We start from the raw sequence: 24245 nt of genomic DNA, 5'->3' as shown, positions 1-24245 counted from the left end.
CCGTGGCGGATCCGCCACGGGCCTCCCGTCCGTCAGGGGTGCAGACGGTCAGACGGTCGACGCCTCTTCGCGCGCCGGCGCCCCGTAGACGGCGGTGAGGATGCTCTCCACCCAGCCGATGAGGGCGTCGTCCGGCAGCGTCTCGCCGTGCGGCTTCGGCACCGGGATGCTCGCCGCGTCCTGCTGCGGGAACCAGCGCGCTCCCGGGAACATCCGCTTCAGACGCACCTGCGCGGAGTCCGCCAGTTCCTTGCCGGCGACGCGCAGGTTCGAGCCCATCACGACGACGTCGGACAGGCCGACCTGCTGCGCCATCCGGCGGAGACGGGAGACCTCGATCAGGGTGAGCACGGCCTGCGGCGGCGTGCCGTAGCGGTCGGTGAGCTCGTCGAGGACCATGTCGATCGCCTCGGCCTGGGCGGCCGGAGCCGACGCAGCCGAGAGCTTCTGGTAAGCCTCGAGGCGCAGGCGCTCGGACTCGACGTAGTCGTCCGGGATGTGCGCGTCGACCGGGATCTCGAGCCGGAGTTCGGTCTGCCCCTCGGCGACGTCGCCGCGGAACTGCGACACCGCCTCGCCGATCATCCGCAGGTACAGGTCGAAGCCGACGCCCGCGATGTGGCCGGACTGCTCGCCGCCGAGCAGGTTGCCGGCGCCGCGGATCTCGAGGTCCTTCATCGCCACCTGCATGCCGGCGCCGAGCTCGTTGTTCGCCGCGATCGTCTCGAGGCGGTCCTGGGCGGTCTCGGACAGCGGCTTCTCGGCGTCGTAGAGGAAGTACGCGTAGCCGCGCTCGCGTCCACGACCCACACGGCCGCGGAGCTGGTGCAGCTGCGACAGCCCGTACTTGTCGGCCTTGTCGATGATCAGGGTGTTCGCGTTCGCGATGTCCAGACCGGTCTCGATGATCGTCGTCGACACCAGGACGTCGAAGCGGCGCTCCCAGAAGTCGACCATCACCTGCTCGAGCGTGCCCTCCGCCATCTGCCCGTGCGCGACACCGATCCGCGCGTCCGGCACGATCTCGGCCAGGTGCGCGGCGACGGACTGGATGTCCTTGACGCGGTTGTGCACGTAGAACACCTGCCCCTCACGGAGCATCTCGCGCTTGATCGCGGCGGCGACCTGCAGGTCGGACTGCGGACCGACGAACGTGAGGATCGGATGCCGGTCCTCCGGCGGCGTCGCGAGCGTCGACATCTCGCGGATGCCGGTCACCGCCATCTCGAGCGAGCGCGGGATCGGCGTCGCGGACATCGCCAAGACGTCGACGTTGGTCTTGAGCTTCTTGAGCTGGTCCTTGTGCTCGACGCCGAAGCGCTGCTCCTCGTCGATGATGACCAGCCCGACGTCCTTGAACTGCACGTTCTGGGACAGGATCCGGTGCGTGCCGATGACGATGTCGACCGTGCCGTCGGCCAGCCCCGCGAGCGTCTCCTTGGTCTCCTTGTCGGTCTGGAACCGGCTCAGGGCGCGCAGGTTCACCGGGAACCCGGCGAAGCGCTCCTGGAACGTCTCCATGTGCTGACGGACGAGCAGCGTCGTCGGCACCAGGACCGCGACCTGCTTGCCGTCCTGCACGGCCTTGAACGCGGCACGGATCGCGACCTCGGTCTTGCCGTAACCGACGTCGCCGGAGAGCAGCCGGTCCATCGGGATGGGGCTCTCCATGTCGCGTTTGATCTCGTCGATCGTGGTCAGCTGGTCGGCGGTCTCAGCGAACGGGAAGGCCTCTTCCAGCTCGCGCTGCCACGGGGTGTCCGGGCCGAACGCGTGACCCTTCGACGCCATCCGCGCCGAGTACAGCTTCACGAGGTCGACCGCGATGTCGCGGACGGCCTTGCGCGCCTTCGACTTCGCGGCAGACCAGTCCGAGCCGCCCATCTTCGACAGGGTCGGGTTCTCGCCACCGACGTACCGCGAGAGCTGGTCCAGCTGGTCGGTCGGCACGAAGAGCTTGTCGCCCGGGTAGTTCCGCTTCGACGGCGCGTACTCGAGCACCAGGTACTCGCGCTGCTGCTTCACGGCGTTCCGGCCGCCGGAGCTCACCTCTCGGCTGACGAGCTCGACGAACTTGCCGATGCCGTGCGTCGCGTGCACGACGACGTCGCCCGGCTTGAGCTGCAGCGGGTCGACGACGTTCTTGCGACGGCTCGCGAGCTTCTTGACGGTCCGGGCACCCTGCTGGACGCTCCGGCCGTAGAACTCGGCCTCGCTGAGCAGCGCGATGCGCGGGTCGGCGACGGCGAACCCGTGCTCGACACTGGCGGTCGTGACGATGGCGACACCCGGTTCGGGAGGCCCGTCCAACGCCCCGGCGCGTGCGGCCACCCCGGCGTCGGCCAGCACCTGCACGGCACGCTCGACGAGCCCCTGCCCCTGCGCGGTGACCACGACGGCCCATTGGTCGGCAGTGAGCTCCTTGACGTGGGCAACGGCTCCGTCGGCGCTGCCCGCGAAGCTCGGGATCGCCTCACCCGGAACGCGGATGTACTCCCCCGCCTCGGCGACGGCGTCGGAGTCGGTGATCGGTTCGTCGGCCCCGGAGTCGAAGGGCGACACCGTCCACCAGGTGCGCTGCCCGCGGGTGTTCCTGAGCTGCTGCACCGTCATGAAGTTGCCGGCGTCGAGGTCGATCGGTGCCTGCGCCCCGGCGACCGCGGCGCTCCAGGCTGCCTGCAGGAACTCCTGGTTGGTCTCGGCCAGGCTGTGCGCACGACCGCTGACCCGCTCGGGCGAGAACACCGCGATCGTCGCTGTGTCGGGCAGGTAGTGCGTGACTGGCACGAGCTTCCGGACGAGTGCGGGTGCGAGGGACTCCATGCCCTCCACCGGGATCCCCTCGGACACCTTCGCCAGCATCTGCGACAGGTTCGGGAACTCGTGCAGCATCTCGCGTGCCCGCTGCCGGACGTCCTCGCTCAGCAGCAGTTCGCGGGAGGCGGTGAGCTCGACCGAGCCGAGGTCGTCCTCCGTCGAACGCTGGTCGGCCACCGAGAAGGCCTTGACACCGTCGATCTCGTCGCCGAAGAAGTCGACGCGCACCGGGTGGTCGGCGGTCGGCGGGAAGACGTCGAGGATGCCACCGCGGACGGCGAACTCGCCACGGCGGGTGACGAGGTCGACGCGGGCGTAGGCCAGGTCGACGAGCTGCGACGCGAGTCGGCTGAGGTCGTTGCCCCGCGACCCGGTGTGCAGGACGACCGGGGCGAGCTCGGTGAGGTTGTCGGCGATCGGCTGCAGCGCGGCCCGGACACTGGCGACGACGACGGTCGTGCGACGCTCGTCGACCGGCGTGTCCTGCCAGCGCTGCAGTGCGCGGAGCGTCGCGATGCGGGTGCCGACGGTCTGCGGGCTGGGGCTGAGGCGCTCGTGCGGCAGGGTCTCCCACGCCGGGAACTCGAGCACGTCGGCATCCAGGATCGTGCAGCTCAGGGCGTCACGGACCGCTTCGGCTTCACGGCCGGTGGCGGTGATGACGAAGGCGCACTGCGGACCGGTGCGAGCGGCCAGGAGCGCGGCGAACAGCGGCACGCGGAGCCCGTCGACGACCGAGAAGTCGGCGTCGCGAGGAGCGGCACGGAGCGCACGATCGAAGGAGGAGGCGCGCGAGAGCGCAGGGATGAGGCCCGAGATCGTCACTCACACGATGGTACCGGCGGCCCCCGACAGCGGTGGCCCCGTGCGCGACGGGCGAACAGGAGGCGCCTGGCGGAGTCGGGACGGGCCTCCCGACCGGTCCGGGGTCAGGAGCTGCCGGGCTCCAGGTCGTCCGGCGGGGTCGTCGGCTCGCTCTCGCGAGCCTGCACGGCCGCACGGCGGCCGAGGAAGCGCGCCGTCCCGACGAGCGTGAGGCCCACGACCGCGACGACGATGATCGTGCCCATCGCGAGGGGGCTCGTCGCGAGCACGACCGCGGTGGTCATGCCGGGGCGTGGAAGCGCTGCTGGGCCGCGAGCAGCCCGTCGGTCACGATCGCCTCGACCGCGTCGGCGGCGTCGGCCAACAGGTTCGGCAGCAGTTTCTTCTCGGCCGCGGAGAAGTCGCGCAGCACGTAGTCGGCCGGGTCCTGGCGTCCGGGAGGACGACCGATGCCGACCCGCACCCGCGCGAACTCGTTCGTGTTCGTCGCCTTGATGACGTCGCGGATGCCGTTGTGCCCGCCGTGTCCGCCGTTGCCCTTGAGGCGCACGGTGTCGAAGGGCAGGTCGAGCTCGTCGTGGACCAGGATCAGGTCCGCGGGCGAGACGCTGTAGAAGCCGAGGACGGCCGAGACCGGTCCCCCGGAGGTGTTCATGAACGACCCGGGCTTCGCGAGGACGAGCTTCGGGCCTCCCGGCACCAGGCGCCCCTCGGCGACCTGGTTCGGGGTCTTGTGCTTCTTGAACGTGGCGCCCATGCGGGCGGCCAGTTCATCGAGGACCATCTGGCCGACGTTGTGGCGGTTGCCCGAGTAGTCGGGCCCGGGGTTCCCGAGCCCGACCACCACGAACGTGGTGCCCGTCATGAGCACGTCGCCATCAGCGTCGACCAGATGCCTGCGAAGGGGTGTTACTCGGAGACCGGGGCGGAGCCGCCCTCGGCACCGGCTTCGGCGCCCGCCTCAGCGGAGGCCTCGTCCGCGGCCTCGTCGTCAGCGGTGCCACGCGGGGTGACGATCTGCACGACGAGTGCCTCGGGGTCGGTCTCGAGCTCGGCGCCCTCGGGGAGGGTCAGCTCGGACGCGACGATCTGCTTGCCGTCCTCGAGGCCCTCGACGTCGACCGTGACGTGCTCGGGGATGTCCGTCGCGAGGACGAGCAGCGACACGGTGTTGAGGTCCTGCACGTGGATCGTGCCGGCGAAGGACTCACCGGTGATGACCACGGGGACGTCGACGGTGACCTTCTCGCCACGGCGCAGGACGACGAGGTCGATGTGCTCGATGATCTGACGCACCGGGTCACGCTGGACGTCCTTGACGAGGGCGAGCTGGGCCGCACCCTCGATGTCGAGGTCGACGACCGCGTTGGCGGTACGGACGAGCAGCATCGTCTCGTGGCCCGGCAGGCTGATGTGCTGCGGCTCGGTACCGTGGCCGTAGACGACGGCGGGGATCTTGTCGGCGGCGCGGAGCTTGCGGGCCGCACCCTTGCCGAACTTGGTGCGGACTTCCGCCGCGAGCTTGGTGTAGTCAGCCATGATGCCTCCTGGTGTCGGGGACGACGCCGGAGTGCCGGCATCGGGGGTCTGTGGTGTTGCAACTCGAACGCGTGCACGCGTGAGGAACGGTCCCAGAGTCTGGCCGGGTCTCCCACTGCGTCGATCACGGCCGCGCGTACGCGGCCCTCGCCGAAGTCGTGCGCAAGCCTACCAGTACCAGCCCGGGCGTGTCGCACCGTGCCGCGTCAGGGCGTCCGGACGGGAGGCCCGACAGCGGTCGTCCGTGTGCCTCCCGTCCGGAGCGCCCGAGCCGGCGGCAGCTCCCCCCAGGTGCAGCTGCCGACGGCCCGACGCGTCCGTGGTGAGCAGCGGAGGTCAGCGGACGCCGGCCGGAGCCTTCGGAGCGAGCCGCCGGATCGCCTCCTCCACCCGCCTGTCCACGGTCGCCTGATTCCGGGAACCCGCCGCGAGCACCGCCGCGTCGGACGCCGTCACCCGGAGCAGCCGCCGCCACTCCGCGTCGTACAGGGCCTGCCGGTAGCCGGTCGATTCCTGGCAGGCCACGTCCTGCTCCGCGAGCCGGACCTCGGCACGCGGGACGTCCTCGTCGTCCAGGTCCGTCACCCAGTCGACGGCGCGCATCGACGCGGTCGGCAACCCCGACGGGTCGGCCGGAAGACCCCCGGCCACCGGACCGACGGCGGCGTCCGCGAGGCAGGACCGCCAGTCGGCAGTTGCGGCGACGACCGCCGGGTCCGACCGCGCCGCCACCGCTGCCAGGTAGGTGAGCCGCTGCGCCACCAGTGCCGCCCCCTGGTCCGCTCCGTCGGCGTCGGTACCGAGCGTCGCCCGCGCCTGCCGGATGCACCGCGCGGCGGTCCCCGCCGGGAGTGCGTCGAACGCCGCGTTGCGCTCCGTGGAGAAGCCCCACCGCCGGAAGCCCTCGTTGTTCGCGCCGGCGAGGGACGGACCGCGGTACCCCCGCGCGGAGGCCTCGTCGGCGGTCAACGGTCGGGTCTCGGCGAGCGCCGGCGCGGGGTTCCCTCGTGCAGCGGTCTCGTGCGCGGCGTCCTCGGCGCGGAGGCCCGCGACCGTCGCCCACGGCGGCGGATCGTCGATCCCGGCAGCTCGGAGGCACGGCTGTTCGACGAGGTTCTCGGCGTACGAGGCTGGTCCCCACGCGAGCACGTACCCGTCGAGGGGCATCGTCCACGCGGCGACGTCCTTCGTGGTCGTCGGTCGGACGGCGTGGTCGACGGGCTCCGGTAGGCCGTGCAGGACGGCTCCGCCGAGTCCGGCGAGCACGAGCACGAGGGTGCCGGTCTTCGCGGCCGTGGTGGTGATGTGCATGGTTCCCCCTGGATCGGACTGCGGTGTCTCAGGCGCGGACGAGTCCGCGTTCGTGTGCGGTGATGACGACCTGGATCCGGTTCCGGAGCCCGAGCTTGGTGAGCACCGAGCGGACGTGGGTCTTGACCGTGGCCTCGCTGAGGAAGACGGACGCGGCGATCTCCTGGTTGCTGAGCCCCTTGGCGACGAGCAGGAACACCTCGCGCTCGCGAGCCGTGAGCGCGTCGAGGACCTCGTCCCGCCGCTCGGACTCGACGAGGGTGCCCTGGGCCCGGAGGAGGTCGAGCGCCTCGGTCTCCGTGGGTGCCGGTCGTCCCTCGTGCACGTCACGGATCGTGGCCGTGACCACCTCGGGCAGCGCGTCCTTCGTGAGGAACGCCGCCGCTCCGGCCCGCAGCGCGGCGAGGACCGCGTCGTCGCGGCGGATCGTCGTGAGCGCCACCACGCGCGGCCGGTCGTCGCCCTGCTCCGCCAGGCGCGCCATCGTCTCGATGCCGTTGAGCACCGGCATCCGGAGGTCGAGGAGCAGCACGTCGGGCCGCTCGGCCGCGCAGAGTGCGAGCGCCTCGGCGCCGTCGGCAGCGGTGCCGACACAGGTCATGTCGTCCTGGGCGTCGACGAGCATCCGCACGCCCGACGCGAACAGGCGCTGGTCGTCGACGACGGCGACGCGGATCGCCGTCACCGGGACGCTCCGGTGGCGCTCGTCCCGCCGGGTCCGGTCGCGTCGACCGCTCCGGCTCCGACGACCGCCGGGAGGCCCGTGGTCGCGGCCGTCCCGGACGGTACCGACGATCCGCCGAGCGTCGGCAACCACGCGGTCACGACGTACTCGTGCTCCTCGTCGCCGACCCCGGCGCGCAGCCAACCGTCGACCAGCCGTGCGCGCTCCCGCATGCCGGCCACGCCGGACCCCGGACCGTCGAGCGCGACGAGTGGACTGCTGCCGGTGGAGGTCACGACGACCCCGAGCCCCGGCCCACGCCAGTCCAGCACCACCCGCGCGGACGCCGCCCGGCCCTGGTGTTTCAGCACGTTCGTCAGGCTCTCCTGGATGATCCGGTGCACCGCTCCCCCGGCCTCGGCCCCGATCGGCCGCGGGTCTCCGTGCTGCTCGAACACGGCCCGCATGCCGAGCTCCCGCATGTCCTCGACCAGGTGCGGGACGTCTGCCAGGCCGTGTCGGGCCTCCTGGCCGGTGCCCTGGATCCGCTCGACGAGGGCGCGGACGTCCCCGAGGGCGGTCCGGCTCACCTCGGCGATGTCCTGCAGCGCCGTAGCCGCTGGTCCGTCTCGGACCGTGAGCGCCGCGGCGCCCTGCGCCTGCGAGACGACCACGGCGAGGGAGTGCGCCAACGAGTCGTGCACGTCCCGCGCGATGCGGGCACGATCCTGCTCGGCGCGGAGTTCGGCGCTGGCGGCCTCCGTCTCCTGCTCCGCCTCGACGACGCGGACTCGCGCGAGACCGACGCGCCAGGTCGCACCGATCGCGACCCCGACGGCCCAGGCGATGCCGCTCGCGCCGGCGATCGCGAGGGCGAGGAACGCCAGGTCCGACCGCGTCCCAGAGCGCGAAGCCGTCCAGGACGCCCACACGTCCTGGTCGGCGACGGTGGGGACGACCATCGCCCAGGCCGCCACGGAACTCGCGAGGCCGAGCGCCGGGATCGCGAGCCAGCGGAGCAGACCGGAGCGCCCCGCACCGATGATGCCGACGACGATCGCGATCGCGAGGTACTCGGGCCAGGTCGTGCTCGTCGGACGGTCGAGCAGCCGGAGCGCCTGCAGGACGGGGATGACGACGACCAGACCGAGGCTCGTCGACGGCATCCAACCCGCGAGGCCGATGGTGACCGCGAAGGCCGACACCACGAGGACGTGCCCGGTGAGGTCCGCGCGACCGGCCTCGGCGACGATCCACAGTGCGAGGTACACCGCACCGGCCACCGGGGCCACGAGGTGCCGGAGCCACCGGCGGAGGAAGAGGAGCATGCCGCCGAGCGTAGGGCGGGGGTCAGGCCGGGAGCGAGCGCCGGTGGCCGCTTTCATCCGAGTGGATGAGCGGACGGGTCAGGAGCCTCCACGCCGGTGACGACGGGCGACGACGAGGGCTTCACGGGCGCGGTCGCTCGCGGCCTCGGCGTCGTCGCGCTCCTGCCCGAGCCGTTCCGCCTCCACGTCGAGGTCGGCCCGCTCGTGGTCGAGGGCGCTGAGCTGCCGCTCGAGGTCCCGACGGCGGCGGTGGAGTTCGGTACGACGGTCCTCGACGTCCTCGAGGGCGGACTCCGCCTGGTCGAGGGCGGCATCGGCGTCCCGGGAGGCCCGTCGTGCTGCCGCCTCGGCCTCGCGTGCGGAGCGACGCTCGGCTGCGGGGTCGCGCTGGTCCTCGTCGGCGGCGGGGCTCTTCCGGGCGTCCGGCTCGTCGGGAGCGTCCTGTGCGGGACCGGAGTCACGGGACCGGCGTGCCCCGCGCCTCCCGGCCGTGATCGGGATCGGTGGGGCATCACTGCCGGACCAGGCGTCGGGGACGGCGTCCGGGACGGCGAGCGCGTCCGTCAGGTCGACGTCTTCGAAGCCGACGCTCTCGAGCGGCCGGAGGAGGAGTCCTGAGCGGATCGCCGCACCGGCGTGCGGGCCCGCCATGCCGGCCTCGATGGTCGCGCGGACCTGTTCGAGCACGGCGGGGGTCGGCGGGTGCCCGGCGGCTTCCGCCCGCGCGGCACCGGCGTCGGCGAGCGCCGCCACGACCTGGGACCGCTGCTTGCGGAGCGTCGCGATCTGCTGCGGATCGGCGGAGGCCTGGGCCTGTCGGAGGGCAGGGCCGAGGTCGACGGCGTCGTCGAGCGCGTTCTCGGAGGCGAGCAGGTCGACGATCCACGCGGCCGGTGTGGGCTTCCTCAGCTTCCCGATCGCGGCCGCGAGCTCCCGGTCGTCAGTCCGGACAGCTCGTTGGCGCGTCGTCCGGTCGGCCACGAACTCACCCGGGGCGGTGCGCAGCAAGTCGCGGGCGACGTCGGCGAGCGCTGCGGAGTCCACGTCACCACTCTGCCCGTCGCCCACGGTGGGACGCCCGGGAACGGCTCACCAGTCGTGGACGGTGCCGTCGGCCAGTCGGTTGAAGGGCAGGTACGCCTGCTCGTACGGGTACTTCCCGGCCTCGTCGACGTCGAGCGAGACGCCGATGCCGGGCTCGTCACCCGGGTGCAGGAACCCGTCCGTGAAGGTGAACGACTGTCGGAACACCCGGTTCGTGCGATCCCCGTGCTGCATGTACTCCTGGATGCCGAAGTTGTGGATCGCGAGCCCGAGGTGCATCTGGGCGGCCATGCCCACCGGCGAGATGTCGGTCGGCCCGTGGAACCCGGACTTCACCTGGTACATCGCGGCGTAGTCCATCGTCTTCCGCAGCGGCGTGATCCCACCCATGTGCGTCACGGCACCGCGGACGTAGTCGATGAGCTGGTCGCGGATGAGGTCCTTGAAGTCCCAGACGGTGTTGAAGACCTCGCCGATCGCGAGCGGCGTCGTGGTGTGCTGCCGGACGAGCCGCAGCGCCTCCTGGTTCTCGGCGGGTGTGCAGTCCTCGAGCCAGAACAGGTCGTACGGCTCGAGGGACTTCCCGAGTTTCGCTGCCTGGATCGGGGTCATCCGGTGGTGCCCGTCGTGCAGGAGCGGCAGTTCCGGGCCGAACTCGTTGCGGACGGCCTCGAACACGGTGGGCAGGTGCCGCAGGTAGGCGCGGGTGTCCCAGTCCTCCATCGCCGGGAACGAGCCGCGCTGCGCCGGCTCGAAGTCGTAGCGGACGCCGGTGTTGCCCTCGGTCGTCCGGTTCGAGGCGATGCCGTAGATCGACTCCAACCCGGGCACGCCGGTCTGGACACGGATCGACCGGTAGCCCTCGGCCTGGTGCTCGCGGATCGAGTCGAAGAGCTCCGGCAGTTCCTTGCCCGAGGCGTGCCCGTACGCCATCAGGCCCGTCCGCGAAGCCCCGCCGAGCAGCTGGTACAGCGGCATGCCGGCGACCTTGGCCTTGATGTCCCAGAGGGCCATGTCGACGGCGGCGACGGCCGCCATGGTGACCGGCCCGCGCCTCCAGTACGACGACCGGTACAGGAACTGCCAGGCGTCCTCGATGCGGCTGGCGTCTCGGCCGATCAGCAGCGGGACGACGTGCTCGGACAGGTACGCGGCGACGGCGAGTTCCCGGCCGTTCAGGGTGGCGTCACCGAGGCCGGTGACGCCGTCGGCGGTGGTGAGCTTGAGGGTGACGAAGTTGCGGTCCGGGCTGGTGACGATGACCTCGGCACGGTCGAGCAGCTGGCCGCGGTCCGTGCTCGCCCAGGTGTCCGGTCTGGAGGCTGGGCCTCCGCCGTCAGGTCGGGCGTCGGTCGCACCGGGGGTCGGGTTCGCGGGATCGGTCACGGCGTCGTTCCTCCTCGAGGTGGGCGCGGCGGCCCTCCGCGGCGGTGCGGGTGCGTCCGACGTCCACGTGTCGAGCCTGGCACCGGCGGCGGCCGCGTGTCCACGGTCGGCGCCCCGGCTCAGGTGTGACGGACGTCGGGCGTCAGGTGACCGACGATGCTCAGGACGTCGTCGAGCAGTGGTATCGACCCGGTGTTCCCGGTCATCCCGTCCACCCGGGGGTGACCAGGCCGGTCTCGTAGGCGAAGACCACGAGTTGGGCGCGGTCACGAGCGCCGAGCTTGATCATCGCGCGGGAGACGTGGGTCTTCGTCGTGGCCGGGCTGACGAAGAGGCGCTCGGCGATCTCGGCGTTCGTGAGCCCGCTCGCGACCAGGCGCATGACCTGGCGTTCGCGGTCGGTCAGGGCGTCGAGCTCGGGGGCGAGCGCCGCCGGCTTCGCGTGCGCTGCGTACGCCTCGACGAGGGAACGGGTCGGTCCGGGCGACAGCAGCGACTCCCCCGCGACCACGGTGCGGATCGCCCGGAGGAGTTCGGCGGGCTCGGTGTCCTTGACGAGGAACCCGGCCGCACCACCGCGGATCGCCTCGAACACGGTGTCGTCTTCCTCGAAGGTCGTGAGGACCACCACGTGCACCGCGGCGAGCGCCGGGTCCGCGGAGATCCGCCGCGTCGCCGCGAGGCCGTCGGTCCCCGGCATGCGGATGTCCATGAGCACGACGTCGGGCAGCTCCCGTGCGGCGACCGAGACGGCAGCGTCACCGTCGGACGCTTCACCGACGACCTGCATCCCGGGCTCGGCGGAGACGAGTGCGCGGAGCCCGGCCCGGATGAGGCTCTGGTCGTCCACCAACACCACCCGGATCGGATCCGGCGTGGTGGTGGTCGCGGGCGTGGTCATCCGTCGCTCTCCTTCTGCACGGTCGCGGTGCGTGCGGGTTCGCCGATGGGCAGGCGTGCGCGGACCGACCACCCGTCGTCGGGTGTCGGTCCGACGGCGAGGGTGCCGCCGACGGCCGCGGCCCGCTCGCGCATCCCGACGAGGCCGTTGCCCTGACTGCTGCCGCTGCTGCGGTCCACCCGTTCGGCGTCGCTGTCCGGGCCCGCCGCACGAGCGAGACCGGACGAGGGACGGCGCCCATGGTGCGTCTCATCCGCTCGGGGAGCACCGGCGACGGTCGAGACGGACGACGGGACGTCGGTCACCGTGATGTCGACGACCTCGGCACCGACGTCGACAACGACCGTGGCGCGGTGGTCGGCTGCGTGCTTCATGACGTTCGTGACCGACTCCTGCACGATGCGGAACGCGTTGCGCGAGACCACGCCGGCGACGGCGTCCACCGGGCCCTCGAGGTGCAGCTCCACGTCCACTCCGGCTGCGCGGGCGCGGTCCACCAGGTCGGGGACGCGGTCGAGGCCGGCGACCGGGGCCCGGTCGGAGGTGCCGGAGGGCGCGTCGACGGCTCGCAGCACGCCGAGGATCGTCCGGAGTTCCACGAGCGCCTGCTTGCTGGAGTCGCGGATGTTCAGCAACGACTCCCGCGTCTGCTCGGGCAGTTCCGCCCCGAGGTGCAGGGCCACCCCCGCCTGCAGGTTGATGAGCGACATGCTGTGGGCGACCGAGTCGTGGAGTTCCCGGGCGATGCGGACCCGCTCGGCACCCGCGCGCTGCTGCTCCGCCGCGAGTCGGGCACGACGGGCGTCGGCGGCGCGGGCCACCCGGACCCGGACGAGCTCGGTGACGGCGATGGTGACCGTCAGCCACGCCAGGCAGAGCGTCATCGTGGTGACGGTCGGGAAGGGCGCGCGACCGGTCAGGGTGTCCGCCGAGGGCAGGACGACCGTCGCGACCGCGGCCGCGGCGTAGGTGGGGACCCGGTGTCCGCGGAACCAGGCGTTCGCGAGCGCCATGGTCAGCGCCGCGACGAACGGTCCACGCGGACTGACGACCAGGGCGTAGCCGATCGTCGTACCGAGGGTCAGGGCCAGGACCACGACCGGCCACCGCCACCGGAAGGGCAGGACGACGGTCCCGCCCACGAGCAGCACCCATGCCAGGGGCCCGAGGAACACCGGGTCGACGCCGTCACCCAGGCGCTGCGTCCACGGTGGGCCACCACCACCGACGGCACCGGGACCGACGCCGGCGGCCCACCGGGTGGCGACCAGGGTCCCGACGATCTGCACGAGCGCCACCGGCAGCACCCGTCCCACGCGGGCGAACCGATGTCCACCCACCGGGCGGGCGTCGGAACGCGTGTCGGTGGTCATGCAGCGAGCCTACGGTCGGGCCTCGCTCAGGACATCGCGCACCGGGAGGGCCTGTGGACTACGCCCGACGGAGTAGCCACCTGTGGAGGAACGGGCGAGGGTGGGCCGGCGGGAGCAGGTCGGAGTGGGCTCTCCTGGCGGACGCGGGTCGGGCCTCCCGACCGACAGCCTTGACGTGTCGCGACCGCGGCACCGCAACCGACCTCGGAGGTCCCCATGCTCACCACACTCGCTGCCACCGCTCCGTACTGGCACGGCGGCGGGATGCCGTCCCACGGGTTCCCCGTGTTCCCGGTGCTCCTGCTCCTGCTCGTCATCGGGGCGCTCGTCTTCGGAGTCCTGCGCCGCGGTGCCGGACGGGCGATCGCCGACGCGCGATCCGTGCTCGCCGACCGGTTCGCCCGCGGCGAGATCGATGCCGAGGAGTACCGCGCCCGTCGATCGGAACTCAGCCGGAAGTAGGCCCGACGGCCGGTCAGGCCGTCCGGCGCGGGATGCTCAGGGCAGGACGGCGAGGATCGCGGCGACCGTCTCGTCCACCGATCCGCGGATCGGGACCGCGGCCGAGGCCTCGTCCGGTCCGGGACGCTCGAGCGTGGCGAACTGCGAGTCGAGCAACGAGTTCGGCATGTACTCGTGGTGCCGGTGGCTCTGCCGCTCGGCGATGAGCTCACGCGAGCCGTCGAGGAACGCGATGAACAGGTCCGGGGCGTCCTCGCGCAGGCGGTCGCGGTAGGCGCGCTTCAACGCCGAGTTCGCCATGACGCACCGGGAGCCCGACTGCTGCACCTCGGCGATGCGTGCCGAGCAGGCGTCGAGCCAGGGGCGCCGGTCCTCGTCGGTCAGGGGGATGCCGGCGTGCATCTTGTCCTTGTTCGCCTGCGGGTGCAGCCCGTCCGCGTCGACGAACTCCGCCGCCTGCCCCCGATCGACGAGTGCACGGGTCAGCGCCTCACCCACCGTCGACTTGCCGGATCCGGAGACCCCCATCACGAGCACGGGCTGGAGGACGGTCGCATCGGCCATTCCTCCACAGTACGAACAGGGGGTCTCGCGATCCACAGGATGCGGAAGACCTGGGTGAGCACACGTGGCCCTGCATAGATTGGCGGTGGCCGTCCAGACACGAAGGAGTCGACGTGGCAGAGAACAACGACAAGGCGAACATCGGGGTCATCGGCCTCGCGGTGATGGGCTCGAACCTGGCGCGGAACCTCGCGTCGCGCGAAGGCAACACCGTCGCGGTCTACAACCGCACCTACGCCCGCACCGAAGAGCTCATGAACGAGCACGGTGACATGGGCTTCATCGCGTCCGAGGACATCGACGGGTTCGTCGCGTCACTGTCGAAGCCGCGCACCGCGATCATCATGGTCCAGGCCGGCACGGGCACCGACGCGGTGATCTCGCAGCTCGCCGACCGGTTCGAGGAGGGCGACATCATCGTCGACGGCGGCAACGCCAACTTCCACGACACCATCCGGCGTGAGCACGACCTGAAGGAGAAGGGCCTCAACTTCGTCGGCACCGGCATCTCCGGCGGTGAAGAAGGGGCGCTGCACGGGCCGTCGATCATGCCCGGCGGCTCGGACGAGGCATGGGAGACCCTCGGGCCGATCCTCAAGTCGATCGCCGCCGTGGCCGAGGGCGAACCCTGCGTCACGCACGTCGGCACCGACGGCGCGGGCCACTTCGTGAAGATGGTCCACAACGGCATCGAGTACGCCGACATGCAGCTCATCGCCGAGTCGTACGACCTGCTCCGCCGCGTCGGTGGCTACAGCGTCGACCAGCTCGTGCAGGTGTTCGACGAGTGGAACAAGGGCGACCTCGAGTCCTACCTGATCGAGATCACCGGAGAGGTCCTCAAGCAGCAGGACGCCGACACCGGCAAGCCGCTCGTGGACGTCATCCGTGACGCCGCCGGTTCGAAGGGCACGGGTGTGTGGACCGTGCAGAACGCGGTCGGCCTCGGCATCCCGGTGTCCGGCATCGGCGAAGCCGTGTTCGCCCGCGCGGTGTCCTCACGCGCGACGCAGCGCGCTGCGGTGCAGGAGTCGGTGCGGGAGCGCCCGTCGATCGCCGAGGTGCCCGACACCTTCGCCGATGACGTCCGCGCCGCGCTCTACGCCTCGAAGGTCGTGGCCTACGCGCAGGGGTTCGACCTCATCATCGCCGGGGCGAAGGAGTACGGCTGGGACATCGCTCTCGGGGACATGGCGAAGATCTGGCGCGGCGGCTGCATCATCCGCGCCCAGTTCCTCAACCGCATCGTCGAGGCGTACGACAAGGACCCGGAGCTCGCGTCCCTGCTCGTCGACCCGTACTTCGCGAACGCCGTCGCCGAGGGCGAAGCCGCCTGGCGCCGCATCGTCGGCATCGCAGCTGCCTCGGGGATCCCGGCACCCGGGTTCTCGTCGGCGCTGTCGTACTTCGACTCGCTGGCTTCGGAGCGCCTGCCCGCCGCCCTGATCCAGGGGCAGCGTGACTTCTTCGGAGCGCACACCTACCAGCGCACGGACAAGGACGGCACGTTCCACACGCTGTGGTCCGAAGACGGCCGCCCCGAGGTCGAGCAGGAGCCTTCGACGCACTGATCGCACGCGCTGCAGCCCGAGGGCCTCGTCGTCGACGGGGCCCTCGGTGCGTCCGGGGCAGCGCGGACCCGGCCCGCTCCTGGCCGAGCCGTGGCCGGCCGGCGGCGTCCAGCGAGCCGTGTCCGCCGGGCCGTGGTCGACTCAGGCGACGATGCGCTCGCGGGCCAGCCGGGCGAGCAGCTCGTCCAGGCGGTCGCCGCGGCCGACCAGACGGTCGGACCCCGGGGCCGCACGGACGAAGAACGTCGCGACCGCCGTGGTGTCGTCCGGTCGGACGTAGTGCAGGACGATCGCCGGCGCGGTGCGTCGCCCGGCACCGGGGACCAGGACGTCCTCGAGCCCGACGTGCACGACGCGGCTCCACCGGATGACGAGCAACCGGGTGGCGCGGCGTCCGTCGAGTTCCCACAGGGACGCCTCGGTCGCCCCGAACGCCCAGGTCACGTGCTGCGCGAGCGTGACCTCGGGGCGTGCAGCTTCCAGTGCGCCGCGCAGCTCCGGTGTGGCGGACGCTGGGACCAGCCAGACGGTCGGGTCCACGCGCCGGACGGCCACGGCGAGCAGGTCGTCCGCTCGTCGCCGGGCGATGGCCCGCGCGCGGAGGACGGCGATGACGATGACCGTCACCCCGATCGCGACGGCGGCGACCTCGGCGATGCCGAACGCCGTCAGGTCCGCGTCCGGATCGGCGTTCACGACGATGATGCGCGCGGTCACCAGGGCTGCCCAGAGTCCGACGATCGCCCACCGCAGGGCCAGGAGCCGACGGTACGGCGACCAGCGCTCCCGGTCGCCGCGGGCACGACCAGGACCCGGAACACGGATCGGTCGCCTCGGCACGGTGACGATCCTGCCACGGCGGCGGACTCCGTCGGCACGTCCGTGGATGAACGCTCCCCCAACCGGTGTCCGCACCGGATCGCCCGTTCCCAGCGGCGCTGACCTAGCATCCGAGGGTGACCGAGCCTGACCCGCGCCTCCTCCCGCACCGTCGCTGGGCCGCCGCGCTCGTCGGGGTGATCGCCATGCTCGCGTTCCTGGCCGTCGCGGAGCTCGGCGCGCTGCTGCTCGGCGGTGCCGGCAGTCCGCTCGTCGCCGTCGGTTCGGCGGTCATCGACCTCGCGCCCCGGGGAGCGAAGGACCTGATGGTGTCGCTGTTCGGCACCGGGGACAAGGTGGCGTTGTTCGCACTGATGACGGTCATCCTGGTCGTCGTCACCGCCGGCGCCGGGGTCCTCGAGCGTCGCCGACCGCCGTACGGCGCCCTGGTCTTCGCCGCCGGCGGAGTGCTCGCCCTGCTCGCCGTCACCACCCGTTCCGGCAGCGGCACCTTCGACGGCGCACCCACCGTCCTCGGGGTGGCCGCGTCGATCATCGCCCTCCGACTCCTGCTGCAGCGCCTCCGCCGGTGGGAGGACGCCCGCGCCGTCCCGACCGCCGGTGCCGACCGTGCCGGCGGGGTCCAGCGTCGCTCGTTCATCGGCTGGGCGGTGACCACCGCAGCGGTCGCGGCGGTGGTGGGGAGCGCCTCCCGGCTGGGGTCGGCGTCGCTGCAGGCCGCAGCCGCGGTCCGCCGGGCCGTGCGGCTGCCGACCCCGGTGACCACGGCGACACCGGTGCCGGCCGGCGCAAGCCTCGACGTGACGGGCATCACGCCCTACGTCACGCCGAACGCCGACTTCTACCGGATCGACACCGCGCTCCGCGTGCCGTCGATCGACCCCGCCGACTGGTCGCTGAAGATCCACGGCGAGGTCGAGGAAACGGTCGAGATCACCTGGGCAGAGTTGCTCGCCCTCCCCCTCGAAGAGCACATGGCCACGCTGAGCTGCGTCTCGAACGAGGTCGGCGGCGACCTGATCGGCAACGCGCTCTGGCTCGGCTACCCGATCCGGTCGCTCCTCGCCCGTGCCCGACCGAAGCCGGGAGCCGACATGGTCCTCTCGCGGAGCATCGACGGGTTCACCGCCGGCACACCGCTCGACGTGCTGCAGGACGACGGGACGCAGGCGCTCGTCGCCGTCGGCATGAACGGATCGCCGCTGCCCGCCGAACACGGGTTCCCCGCGCGACTCGTCGTCCCGGGACTGTTCGGGTACGTCTCCGCGACCAAGTGGGTGACCGAGCTCGAGGTGACACGGTTCGCGAGGGCGCAGGGCTACTGGACGCCCCGCGGGTGGTCCGAGCGCGGGCCGGTGAAGCTCGAGTCGCGGATCGACACACCCACCGACGGCACTTCGGTGAAGGTCGGTGACCGGGTCCCGATCGCCGGCGTCGCCTGGCAGCCGCACATCGGTGTGAAGGCCGTGCAGGTGAAGGTCGGGTCCGCCGGGTGGCAGGACGCCGAGCTCGCCGACTCCGTCTCGTCCGACACCTGGCGGCAGTGGGTCTACCGGTGGACGGCGGTCGCCGGGCAGCACGAGGTGCAGGTCCGCGCGGTCAGCGCCGAGGGCGAGGTGCAGACGAGCGTGCAGCGGCCGCCGGCTCCGAACGGTGCGAGCGGCTGGCACGGGGTCACCATCTCCGCGTCCTGACGGGAGGCGCGGGTCCCCGCCGACGGGTCCGTCGCGCCGGCGAGACGCCCCCGTCTCCCTTCGGCGCCGCAGGAGTCGCGAGACGCCGTCGACCTCGGCGGCGTCTCGGGGGTTCGCCGGCGTCTCGGGGGTTCGGCGGCGCTCGGGGGTTCGGCGGCGTTCCGGCAGGCGGCGACGTTCGGACCGCAGTCGTCAGGCGGTGAGGAGGGTCGCGACCACGCAGGTGCCGTCGACCTCGTCGTCGCGGGCGAGTTCGGCAGCGAAACCGGCTGCACGGAAGAGGCCCGCGGACACCGGCGCCTGCGCTCCCGACACCTCGATGACGACCGCCCCGCCGGGCCGCAGCCACGAAGCCGCACCGGCAGCGATCCGCCGGTGCACGTCGAGGCCGTCCGCGCCGCCGTCGAGGGCGACCCGGTGTTCGTGGTCCCGGGCCTCCGGCGGCATGGTGCCGATGGCGTCAGTCGGCACGTAGGGGGCGTTCACGGTGAGCACGTCGACCTGCCCGTGGAACCGGGTCGGCAGCGGTGCGAAGAGGTCACCCGTCACGACGATCCCCCGGTCGCCGAGGTTCTCCGCTGCCACGTCGGTGGCGTCCGGGTCGATGTCGGACGCGACGAGGTCGAGCGCTCCGATCCGTTCCAGCAGCGCCATGCCGATCGCTCCGGCACCGCAGCAGAGGTCGACGACGCGGTCGTACCGGTGCAGGCGCCGAGCGGCTTCGGTGACGACGACCCGGGTCCGGGCTCGCGGTACGAACACCCCGGGCGTCACGCGGACGCGGTGCCCGTCGAACGCTGCCCAGCCCAGGACGTACTCGAGCGGCTCCCCCGCCAGGCGCCGCTGCAGCAGTCCGCGGAGCCGCGCCGGGTCGCCGTCGCCGGCCGCGAGCAGCAGGTCGGCTTCGTCCTCGGCGAAGACGCTCCCCGCCGCGCGGAGTCGGGCGGCGAGGGCGTCCCGCGGGGTCAGTGCCACGGCTGCGTCCGAGGACTCAGGCGGCGCCGTCGAACATCGACGTCACCGAGCCGTCGTCGAAGACCTCGTGGATGGCGCGGGCGATGAGCGGTGCGATCGGCAGGACCTCGAGCTTGTCCCAGCGCTTCTCGGGCGGGACCGGCAGCGTGTCGGTGACGACGACGCGGTCGATGAACTCGCTCTGCAGCAGCTCGGTCGCCGGGTCGGAGAACACCGCATGGGTGGCTGCCACGACGACGCCCTTGGCCCCGCTGGCCTTGAGGGCCTCGGCCGCCTTGGCGATGGTGCGGCCGGTGTCGATCAGGTCGTCGACGAGCAGGCACCAGCGACCGGAGACGTCACCGACGATCTCGTGCACGGAGACCTGGTTCGGGACGAGCGGGTCGCGACGCTTGTGGATGATCGCCAGCGGCGCCCCGAGCTTCTCGGACCAGATGTCGGCGACTCGCACGCGACCCATGTCGGGCGAGACGACGGTCAGCGTCTCGGGGTCGAGCATCTCGCGGAAGCGCTCGAGGAGCACCGGCATCGCGAACAGGTGGTCGACCGGGCCGTCGAAGAATCCCTGGATCTGCGGGGCGTGCAGGTCGACACTCATGATGCGGTGCGCGCCGGCGGCCTTGAACAGGTCGGCGACCAGACGGGCCGAGATCGGCTCGCGGCCACGGCCCTTCTTGTCCTGCCGGGCGTACGGGTAGAACGGCGCGACGACCGTGATGCGCTTGGCGGAAGCACGCTTCAGGGCGTCGACCATGATGAGCTGCTCCATGAGCCACTCGTTGATCGGCGCGGTGTGCGACTGGATGACGAAGGCGTCGCAGCCGCGGACCGACTCGTCGAAGCGGGCGTAGAGCTCACCGTTGGCGAAGGTCCGGGCGTCGGTCGGGACGAGGTCGACACCGAGCTCTTCCGCGATCGACTTCGACAGTTCCGGGTGCGCTCGCCCTGCGACCAGGACGAGTCGCTTCTGGCCGGTTGTCTTGATTCCGGACACGTGTGGTGCTCACTCCCTGACCCCGTGGAGGGGCCGATCTGACCCGCCGGGGCCGATGTCCTGGGCTCCGGTCGGGGCCCACCGCTGACGGCACGGGGACCGTCGAAGGTGTCATTCGCCTCGCGCACGCCGAGCGGACTCGGCCGCCGGGGTACCGGGTCGGTTCTCCTCGACCCATCCCTCGGTGTTGCGCTGTGGGGCGTAGCTGATCGCGAGCGACCCGGCCGGCACGTCCTTGCGGACGGTCGTGCCTGCACCGGTGTACGCCCCGTCACCAATCCTAACCGGGGCGACGAACACGTTGTGCGACCCGGTCCGGACGTCGGAGCCGATGACGGTGCGGTGCTTGTGGACGCCGTCGTAGTTCGCCGTGATGGTGTTCGCGCCGATGTTGGAGTCCTCGCCGACCTCCGTGTCGCCGATGTAGGACAGGTGCGGCACCTTGCTCCCGCGGCCGATCACGGCGTTCTTCGTCTCGACGAAGGTCCCGATCTTGCCCCGCTCGCCCAGGATCGTGCCGGGCCGCAGGTAGGCGAAGGGTCCGACCGAGGCACCGTCCCCGATGACCGCGAGGGTGGCGTCGACCCGGTTCACGGTGGCGCCCGCCCCGACCTCGGTGTCCCGCAGCGTGGTGCCGGGCCCGACGACAGCGCCGGTGGCGATCGCCGTCGCACCGAGGAGCTGGGTGTCGGGCAGCAGTTCGGCATCGGGTTCGATCGTGACGTCGAGGTCGATCCACGTCGAGGCGGGGTCCTGCACGCTGACCCCGGCCAGCTGGTGCCGGCGGACGATCCGGGCGTTGAGCTCCCGCGCCGCGTCAGAGAGCTGCGCGCGGTCGTTGATGCCGGCGACGAGCCACGGGTCGGTCAGCGTGACGACGTCCACCCGGCCACCGCGGGCGGCGATGAGTGCCGGGACGTCGGTGATGTACTTCTCACCCTGGGCGTTCTCGGTCGTCAGGGACGGCAGCACGGCGCGCAGCTCGGTGACGTCGAAGGCGTAGATGCCGGCGTTGGCCTCGGTGATCTGCAGCTGCTCCGGTGTGGCGTCCTTGTGCTCGACGACCCCGGCGAACGACCCGTCGGCATTGCGCACGATCCGCCCGAGTCCGGTCGGATCGGGAGCGATCGCACTGACGAAGGTCGCGCCGTGGCCACCACCGCCGTGGGCGTTGACGAGGGTGCGCAGGCTCTGCGCGTCGAGCAGCGGGACGTCGCCGGAGAGCACCACGACGACCCCGTCGAAGTCGGCGGGGAGCGCGTGGACCGCGACCTCGACCGCACGCCCGGTCCCTGGGACGTCATCCTGGTCCACCAGGAGGGCGTCGGGGGCTCGCTCGGTGATCTCGGCGGCGACGCGGTCGCGCTCGTGCCGCACCACGACGGCGACGTGCTCCGGGGACAGCGACTCCGCGGTCCGGAGCACGTGGGCGATGAGTGGCAGGCCGGCGAGCCGGTGCAGCACCTTGGGGAGCGAGGACTTCATGCGCGTGCCCTGCCCGGCGGCGAGGACGACGACGGCGATCCGCTGGTCGGTCATGCGTCCCATCCTGGCGCACTGCCTCGGCCGCGGCTGACCGTCGCGCCGATGTGTGGGCAACTGCGCGGAGAACCGCATCGGTGCAGGGGAAGCCGCACGGAGCCGCCGAGCCACGCACCGGCTGTCACGGCCGGACCACGGGAGGCCCGGTGCCGGCCCGTCGGACCGGCACCGGGCCTCCAGGCCGGCACCACCGTCAGACGGTCAGGTCCGTCAGCTCGACCTTGATCCAGCCGGGCTCGCGGCGGTCGAACGCCTCGTAGGCCTCGATGGCGGAGCCGATGCCCTCGTGCTCGGTGATGAGCGCCGTCAGGTCGAACTGCCCGGCCGCGACCATGTCGATGAGCGGCGGCGTGACCGAGTGGTGATCGCAGTTGCCCATGCGGATGGTGAGGTTCTTGTTCATCGCCTCGCCGATCGGGTACGACTGCGCGGTCGGGCCGTAGACGCCGATGATCCCGATCCGGCCGTACTTGGCCACCGAGGCGACCGCCCAATGCGCGACCTGCGACGGTCCGTCGCCGGGCTTCCACTGCTGCTGCTCGCCGAACCCGTCGGGTGAGGCGTCCGGAGCGACCTGCTGCACCTCGGCGTCGAACGCGGCAGCCTGCTCGTCCGACACGGCGGCCGGGCCGTGCTTCGGCCGTTCCGCGTCCACGCCGACCGCGTCGATGACCGCGTCGGCACCGATGCCGTTGGTGAGGTCCATGATCGCCTGGACCGGGTCCTCCCGGTTGTAGTCGACGACCTCGCAGTGCTGCGCGAGTGCCGCGGCGAGCCGGGTCTCGTGCCCGTCGACCACGATGACGCGGCCGGCGCCCTGCTTGTAGGCGGACGCGGCCGCGAACTGGCCGACGATGCCCGCCCCGAACACCACGACCACGTCGCCGCGGCGGACGCCGGCGAGCTCGGCGCCGAACCAGCCGGTCGGGAAGATGTCCGAGAGCAGGATCGCCTGCTCGTCGCTGACGTTCTCCGGCAGCGGGTGCATGGTGTTCTGCGCCCACGGCACACGGACGTACTCGGCCTGCAGTCCGTCGACGGGGCCGGTGGACTGCGGGCCGCCGAAGAAGCTCGTGCCCGCCTGGGGTCCGTTCGGGTTCGCGACGTCGCACTGCGCGGTCTGGCCCATGCGGCAGTACCGGCAGGCGCCGCAGGAGATGGTCGAGTTGATGACGACGCGATCGCCCGGGCTGAAGCCGCGGACGGCGTCGCCGACCTGGGAGACGACGCCGACGGCCTCGTGCCCGAGGATCGTGCCCTCGATCATGGGGGCCATGGTGCCGCGCACGAAGTGCAGGTCGGTGCCGCAGATCGCCGAGCGGGTGATGTGCACGATCGCGTCGTGCGGGTCCTGGATGGTGGGCTCCGGGACCTCGTCGAGCCGGATGTCGCCGATGCCGTGCCAGACAACTGCCTTCATGGGTTCCTCCTCGTGGGTCGTCCGGGCGGACGCTACGCGCGGGGGTCCCCGCGGCCACGGAGGGCGGAGCGGCATGCGGACAGGCGGGCGGGCACGCTGGCCGGGCGGGCGCAGGGCGTCGACGCGCGCGGGCGCAGGGCGTCGAGAGGTCACGATGCGTCGCTCTGGGGGCCCGCGCGAGACGGATCGCGACACCTCGGCGGAACCGAGCGGGGTGTCGCGCGACCGCGGCAGCCCGCGGACGGGAGGCACGCCCCGCGTCCGGCACCGCGCCTCCCGCTCGCCGGCCGCCGGCCACCGCGACACCCCCGCTGCCCGACGCCGAGAGGCCGCAATGCGTCGCTCTGAGCGCCCGAGAGAGACGGATCGCGACACCTCGGCGGAACCGAGCGGGGTGTCGCGCGACCGCGGCAGCCCGCGGACGGGAGGCACGCCCCGCGTCTGGCACCGCGCCTCCCGCCCGCCGGCCGCCGCGACACCGCCGGCTGCCCGACGCCGAGAGGCCACGATGTGTCGCTCTGGGCGCCCGAGAGGGACGGATCGTGACACCTCGGCGGAACTGAGCGGGGTGTCCTGCGACCCGGCGCCCCGGACGGGAGGCACGCTCCGCGTCCGGTACCGAGCCTCCCGCCCGCCGGCCACCGTGACACCCCCGGCTGCCGACGCCGAGAGGCCGCAATGCGTCGCTCTGGGCGCCCGAGAGAGACGGATCGCGACACCTCGGCGGAAGTGAGCGGGTTGTCCTGCGACCCGGCAGCCCCGGACGGGGGGCACGCCCCGCGTCCGGCACCGCGCCCCCGCCCGCCGGCCACCGCGACACCCCCGGCTGCCGACGCCGAGATGCCGCAATGTGTCGCTCTGGGCGCCCGAGAGGGACGGATCGCGACACCTCGGCGGAACTGAGCGGGGTGTCCTGCCGCCCGGCGCCCCGGACGGGAGGCACGCTCCGCGTCCGGTACCGAGCCTCCCGCCCGCCGGCCACCGTGACACCCCCG

The 24245-nt window shown here is 72.3% G+C and carries 20 protein-coding genes; 3 read left to right on the top strand and 17 right to left on the bottom strand.

What is annotated here, in order from left to right:
* Positions 1-48: 48 nt before the first annotated feature.
* The 11 genes from mfd to DEJ33_RS08535 all read right to left on the bottom strand — a co-directional run bounded on the left by mfd (position 49) and on the right by DEJ33_RS08535 (position 13188).
* Entirely contained in the window at positions 49-3642 is a 3594-nt protein-coding gene (gene mfd / locus DEJ33_RS08580) for a transcription-repair coupling factor (protein ID WP_111194755.1), read from the bottom strand.
* A 104-nt stretch (positions 3643-3746) separates the two neighbouring features.
* On the bottom strand, positions 3747-3926 hold the full coding sequence (locus tag DEJ33_RS16895) for a hypothetical protein (protein WP_111079261.1): 180 nt from the start codon (positions 3924-3926) through the stop codon (positions 3747-3749).
* On the bottom strand, positions 3923-4507 hold the full coding sequence (gene pth / locus DEJ33_RS08575) for an aminoacyl-tRNA hydrolase (protein ID WP_111079284.1): 585 nt from the start codon (positions 4505-4507) through the stop codon (positions 3923-3925). Before pth ends, DEJ33_RS16895 begins: the two co-directional genes overlap by 4 nt.
* Positions 4508-4551: 44 nt before the next feature.
* Positions 4552-5181 carry a 50S ribosomal protein L25/general stress protein Ctc gene (locus tag DEJ33_RS08570; protein WP_111079260.1) on the bottom strand — a complete coding sequence of 210 codons (630 nt, stop codon included), beginning with the start codon at positions 5179-5181 and terminating at the stop codon, positions 4552-4554.
* A gap of 336 nt (positions 5182-5517) precedes the next feature.
* Complete coding sequence (locus DEJ33_RS08565) at positions 5518-6492, bottom strand: hypothetical protein (protein ID WP_111194754.1); 975 nt, start codon at positions 6490-6492, stop codon at positions 5518-5520.
* Between the two features lie 28 nt (positions 6493-6520).
* On the bottom strand, positions 6521-7177 hold the full coding sequence (locus DEJ33_RS08560) for a response regulator transcription factor (RefSeq protein ID WP_111194753.1): 657 nt from the start codon (positions 7175-7177) through the stop codon (positions 6521-6523).
* Complete coding sequence (locus DEJ33_RS08555) at positions 7174-8484, bottom strand: sensor histidine kinase (protein ID WP_111194752.1); 1311 nt, start codon at positions 8482-8484, stop codon at positions 7174-7176. The genes DEJ33_RS08560 and DEJ33_RS08555 overlap by 4 nt, the downstream gene beginning before the upstream one ends.
* Before the next feature lie 78 nt (positions 8485-8562).
* Positions 8563-9528: a hypothetical protein gene (locus DEJ33_RS08550; protein ID WP_146242572.1), complete on the bottom strand. Its 966-nt coding sequence runs from the start codon at positions 9526-9528 to the stop codon at positions 8563-8565.
* Positions 9529-9573: 45 nt separating this feature from the next.
* Positions 9574-10809, bottom strand: a complete 1236-nt coding sequence (manD, locus tag DEJ33_RS08545) for a D-mannonate dehydratase ManD (RefSeq protein WP_111079283.1) — start codon at positions 10807-10809, stop codon at positions 9574-9576.
* 307 nt (positions 10810-11116) lie between these two features.
* Positions 11117-11815 carry a response regulator transcription factor gene (locus tag DEJ33_RS08540; protein WP_111079255.1) on the bottom strand — a complete coding sequence of 233 codons (699 nt, stop codon included), beginning with the start codon at positions 11813-11815 and terminating at the stop codon, positions 11117-11119.
* Positions 11812-13188, bottom strand: a complete 1377-nt coding sequence (locus DEJ33_RS08535; protein ID WP_111079254.1) for a sensor histidine kinase — start codon at positions 13186-13188, stop codon at positions 11812-11814. The genes DEJ33_RS08540 and DEJ33_RS08535 overlap by 4 nt, the downstream gene beginning before the upstream one ends.
* A gap of 216 nt (positions 13189-13404) precedes the next feature.
* On the opposite strand from DEJ33_RS08535, the gene DEJ33_RS08530 reads away from it, so the two are divergent.
* Positions 13405-13650 carry an SHOCT domain-containing protein gene (locus tag DEJ33_RS08530; RefSeq protein ID WP_220034036.1) on the top strand — a complete coding sequence of 82 codons (246 nt, stop codon included), beginning with the start codon at positions 13405-13407 and terminating at the stop codon, positions 13648-13650.
* 36 nt (positions 13651-13686) lie between these two features.
* Here DEJ33_RS08530 and DEJ33_RS08525 read toward each other — a convergent pair whose 3' ends face one another.
* Positions 13687-14214, bottom strand: a complete 528-nt coding sequence (locus tag DEJ33_RS08525) for a gluconokinase (RefSeq protein ID WP_111194750.1) — start codon at positions 14212-14214, stop codon at positions 13687-13689.
* A gap of 113 nt (positions 14215-14327) precedes the next feature.
* On the opposite strand from DEJ33_RS08525, the gene gndA reads away from it, so the two are divergent.
* A complete protein-coding gene (gndA, locus tag DEJ33_RS08520; protein ID WP_111194749.1) occupies positions 14328-15785 on the top strand; it encodes an NADP-dependent phosphogluconate dehydrogenase in 1458 nt (485 codons plus the stop codon).
* Between the two features lie 141 nt (positions 15786-15926).
* On the opposite strand, the gene DEJ33_RS08515 is transcribed toward gndA, so the two are convergent.
* On the bottom strand, positions 15927-16625 hold the full coding sequence (locus DEJ33_RS08515; RefSeq protein ID WP_111194748.1) for a hypothetical protein: 699 nt from the start codon (positions 16623-16625) through the stop codon (positions 15927-15929).
* A 116-nt stretch (positions 16626-16741) separates the two neighbouring features.
* On the opposite strand from DEJ33_RS08515, the gene DEJ33_RS08510 reads away from it, so the two are divergent.
* Positions 16742-18319, top strand: a complete 1578-nt coding sequence (locus DEJ33_RS08510; protein ID WP_309147117.1) for a molybdopterin-dependent oxidoreductase — start codon at positions 16742-16744, stop codon at positions 18317-18319.
* A 192-nt stretch (positions 18320-18511) separates the two neighbouring features.
* Here the strand turns inward: DEJ33_RS08510 and DEJ33_RS08505 are convergent, their stop codons facing one another.
* The 4 genes from DEJ33_RS08505 to DEJ33_RS08490 form a co-directional block, all read right to left on the bottom strand.
* Positions 18512-19294 carry a putative protein N(5)-glutamine methyltransferase gene (locus DEJ33_RS08505; RefSeq protein ID WP_258374642.1) on the bottom strand — a complete coding sequence of 261 codons (783 nt, stop codon included), beginning with the start codon at positions 19292-19294 and terminating at the stop codon, positions 18512-18514.
* Positions 19295-19310: 16 nt separating this feature from the next.
* Positions 19311-20288, bottom strand: a complete 978-nt coding sequence (locus tag DEJ33_RS08500; protein ID WP_111079249.1) for a ribose-phosphate diphosphokinase — start codon at positions 20286-20288, stop codon at positions 19311-19313.
* Between the two features lie 111 nt (positions 20289-20399).
* Positions 20400-21827, bottom strand: coding sequence for a bifunctional UDP-N-acetylglucosamine diphosphorylase/glucosamine-1-phosphate N-acetyltransferase GlmU (gene glmU, locus DEJ33_RS08495; protein ID WP_111079248.1), 1428 nt, complete (start codon positions 21825-21827; stop codon positions 20400-20402).
* 196 nt (positions 21828-22023) lie between these two features.
* On the bottom strand, positions 22024-23250 hold the full coding sequence (locus DEJ33_RS08490; protein ID WP_111194747.1) for an alcohol dehydrogenase catalytic domain-containing protein: 1227 nt from the start codon (positions 23248-23250) through the stop codon (positions 22024-22026).
* Positions 23251-24245: the final 995 nt, after the last annotated feature.

This window comes from Curtobacterium sp. MCPF17_047 (assembly GCF_003234045.1).
Lineage (GTDB): Bacteria > Actinomycetota > Actinomycetes > Actinomycetales > Microbacteriaceae > Curtobacterium.
Note: the sequence above shows the minus strand (reverse complement) of the source record. Positions and strands in the feature narration are given on the sequence as shown.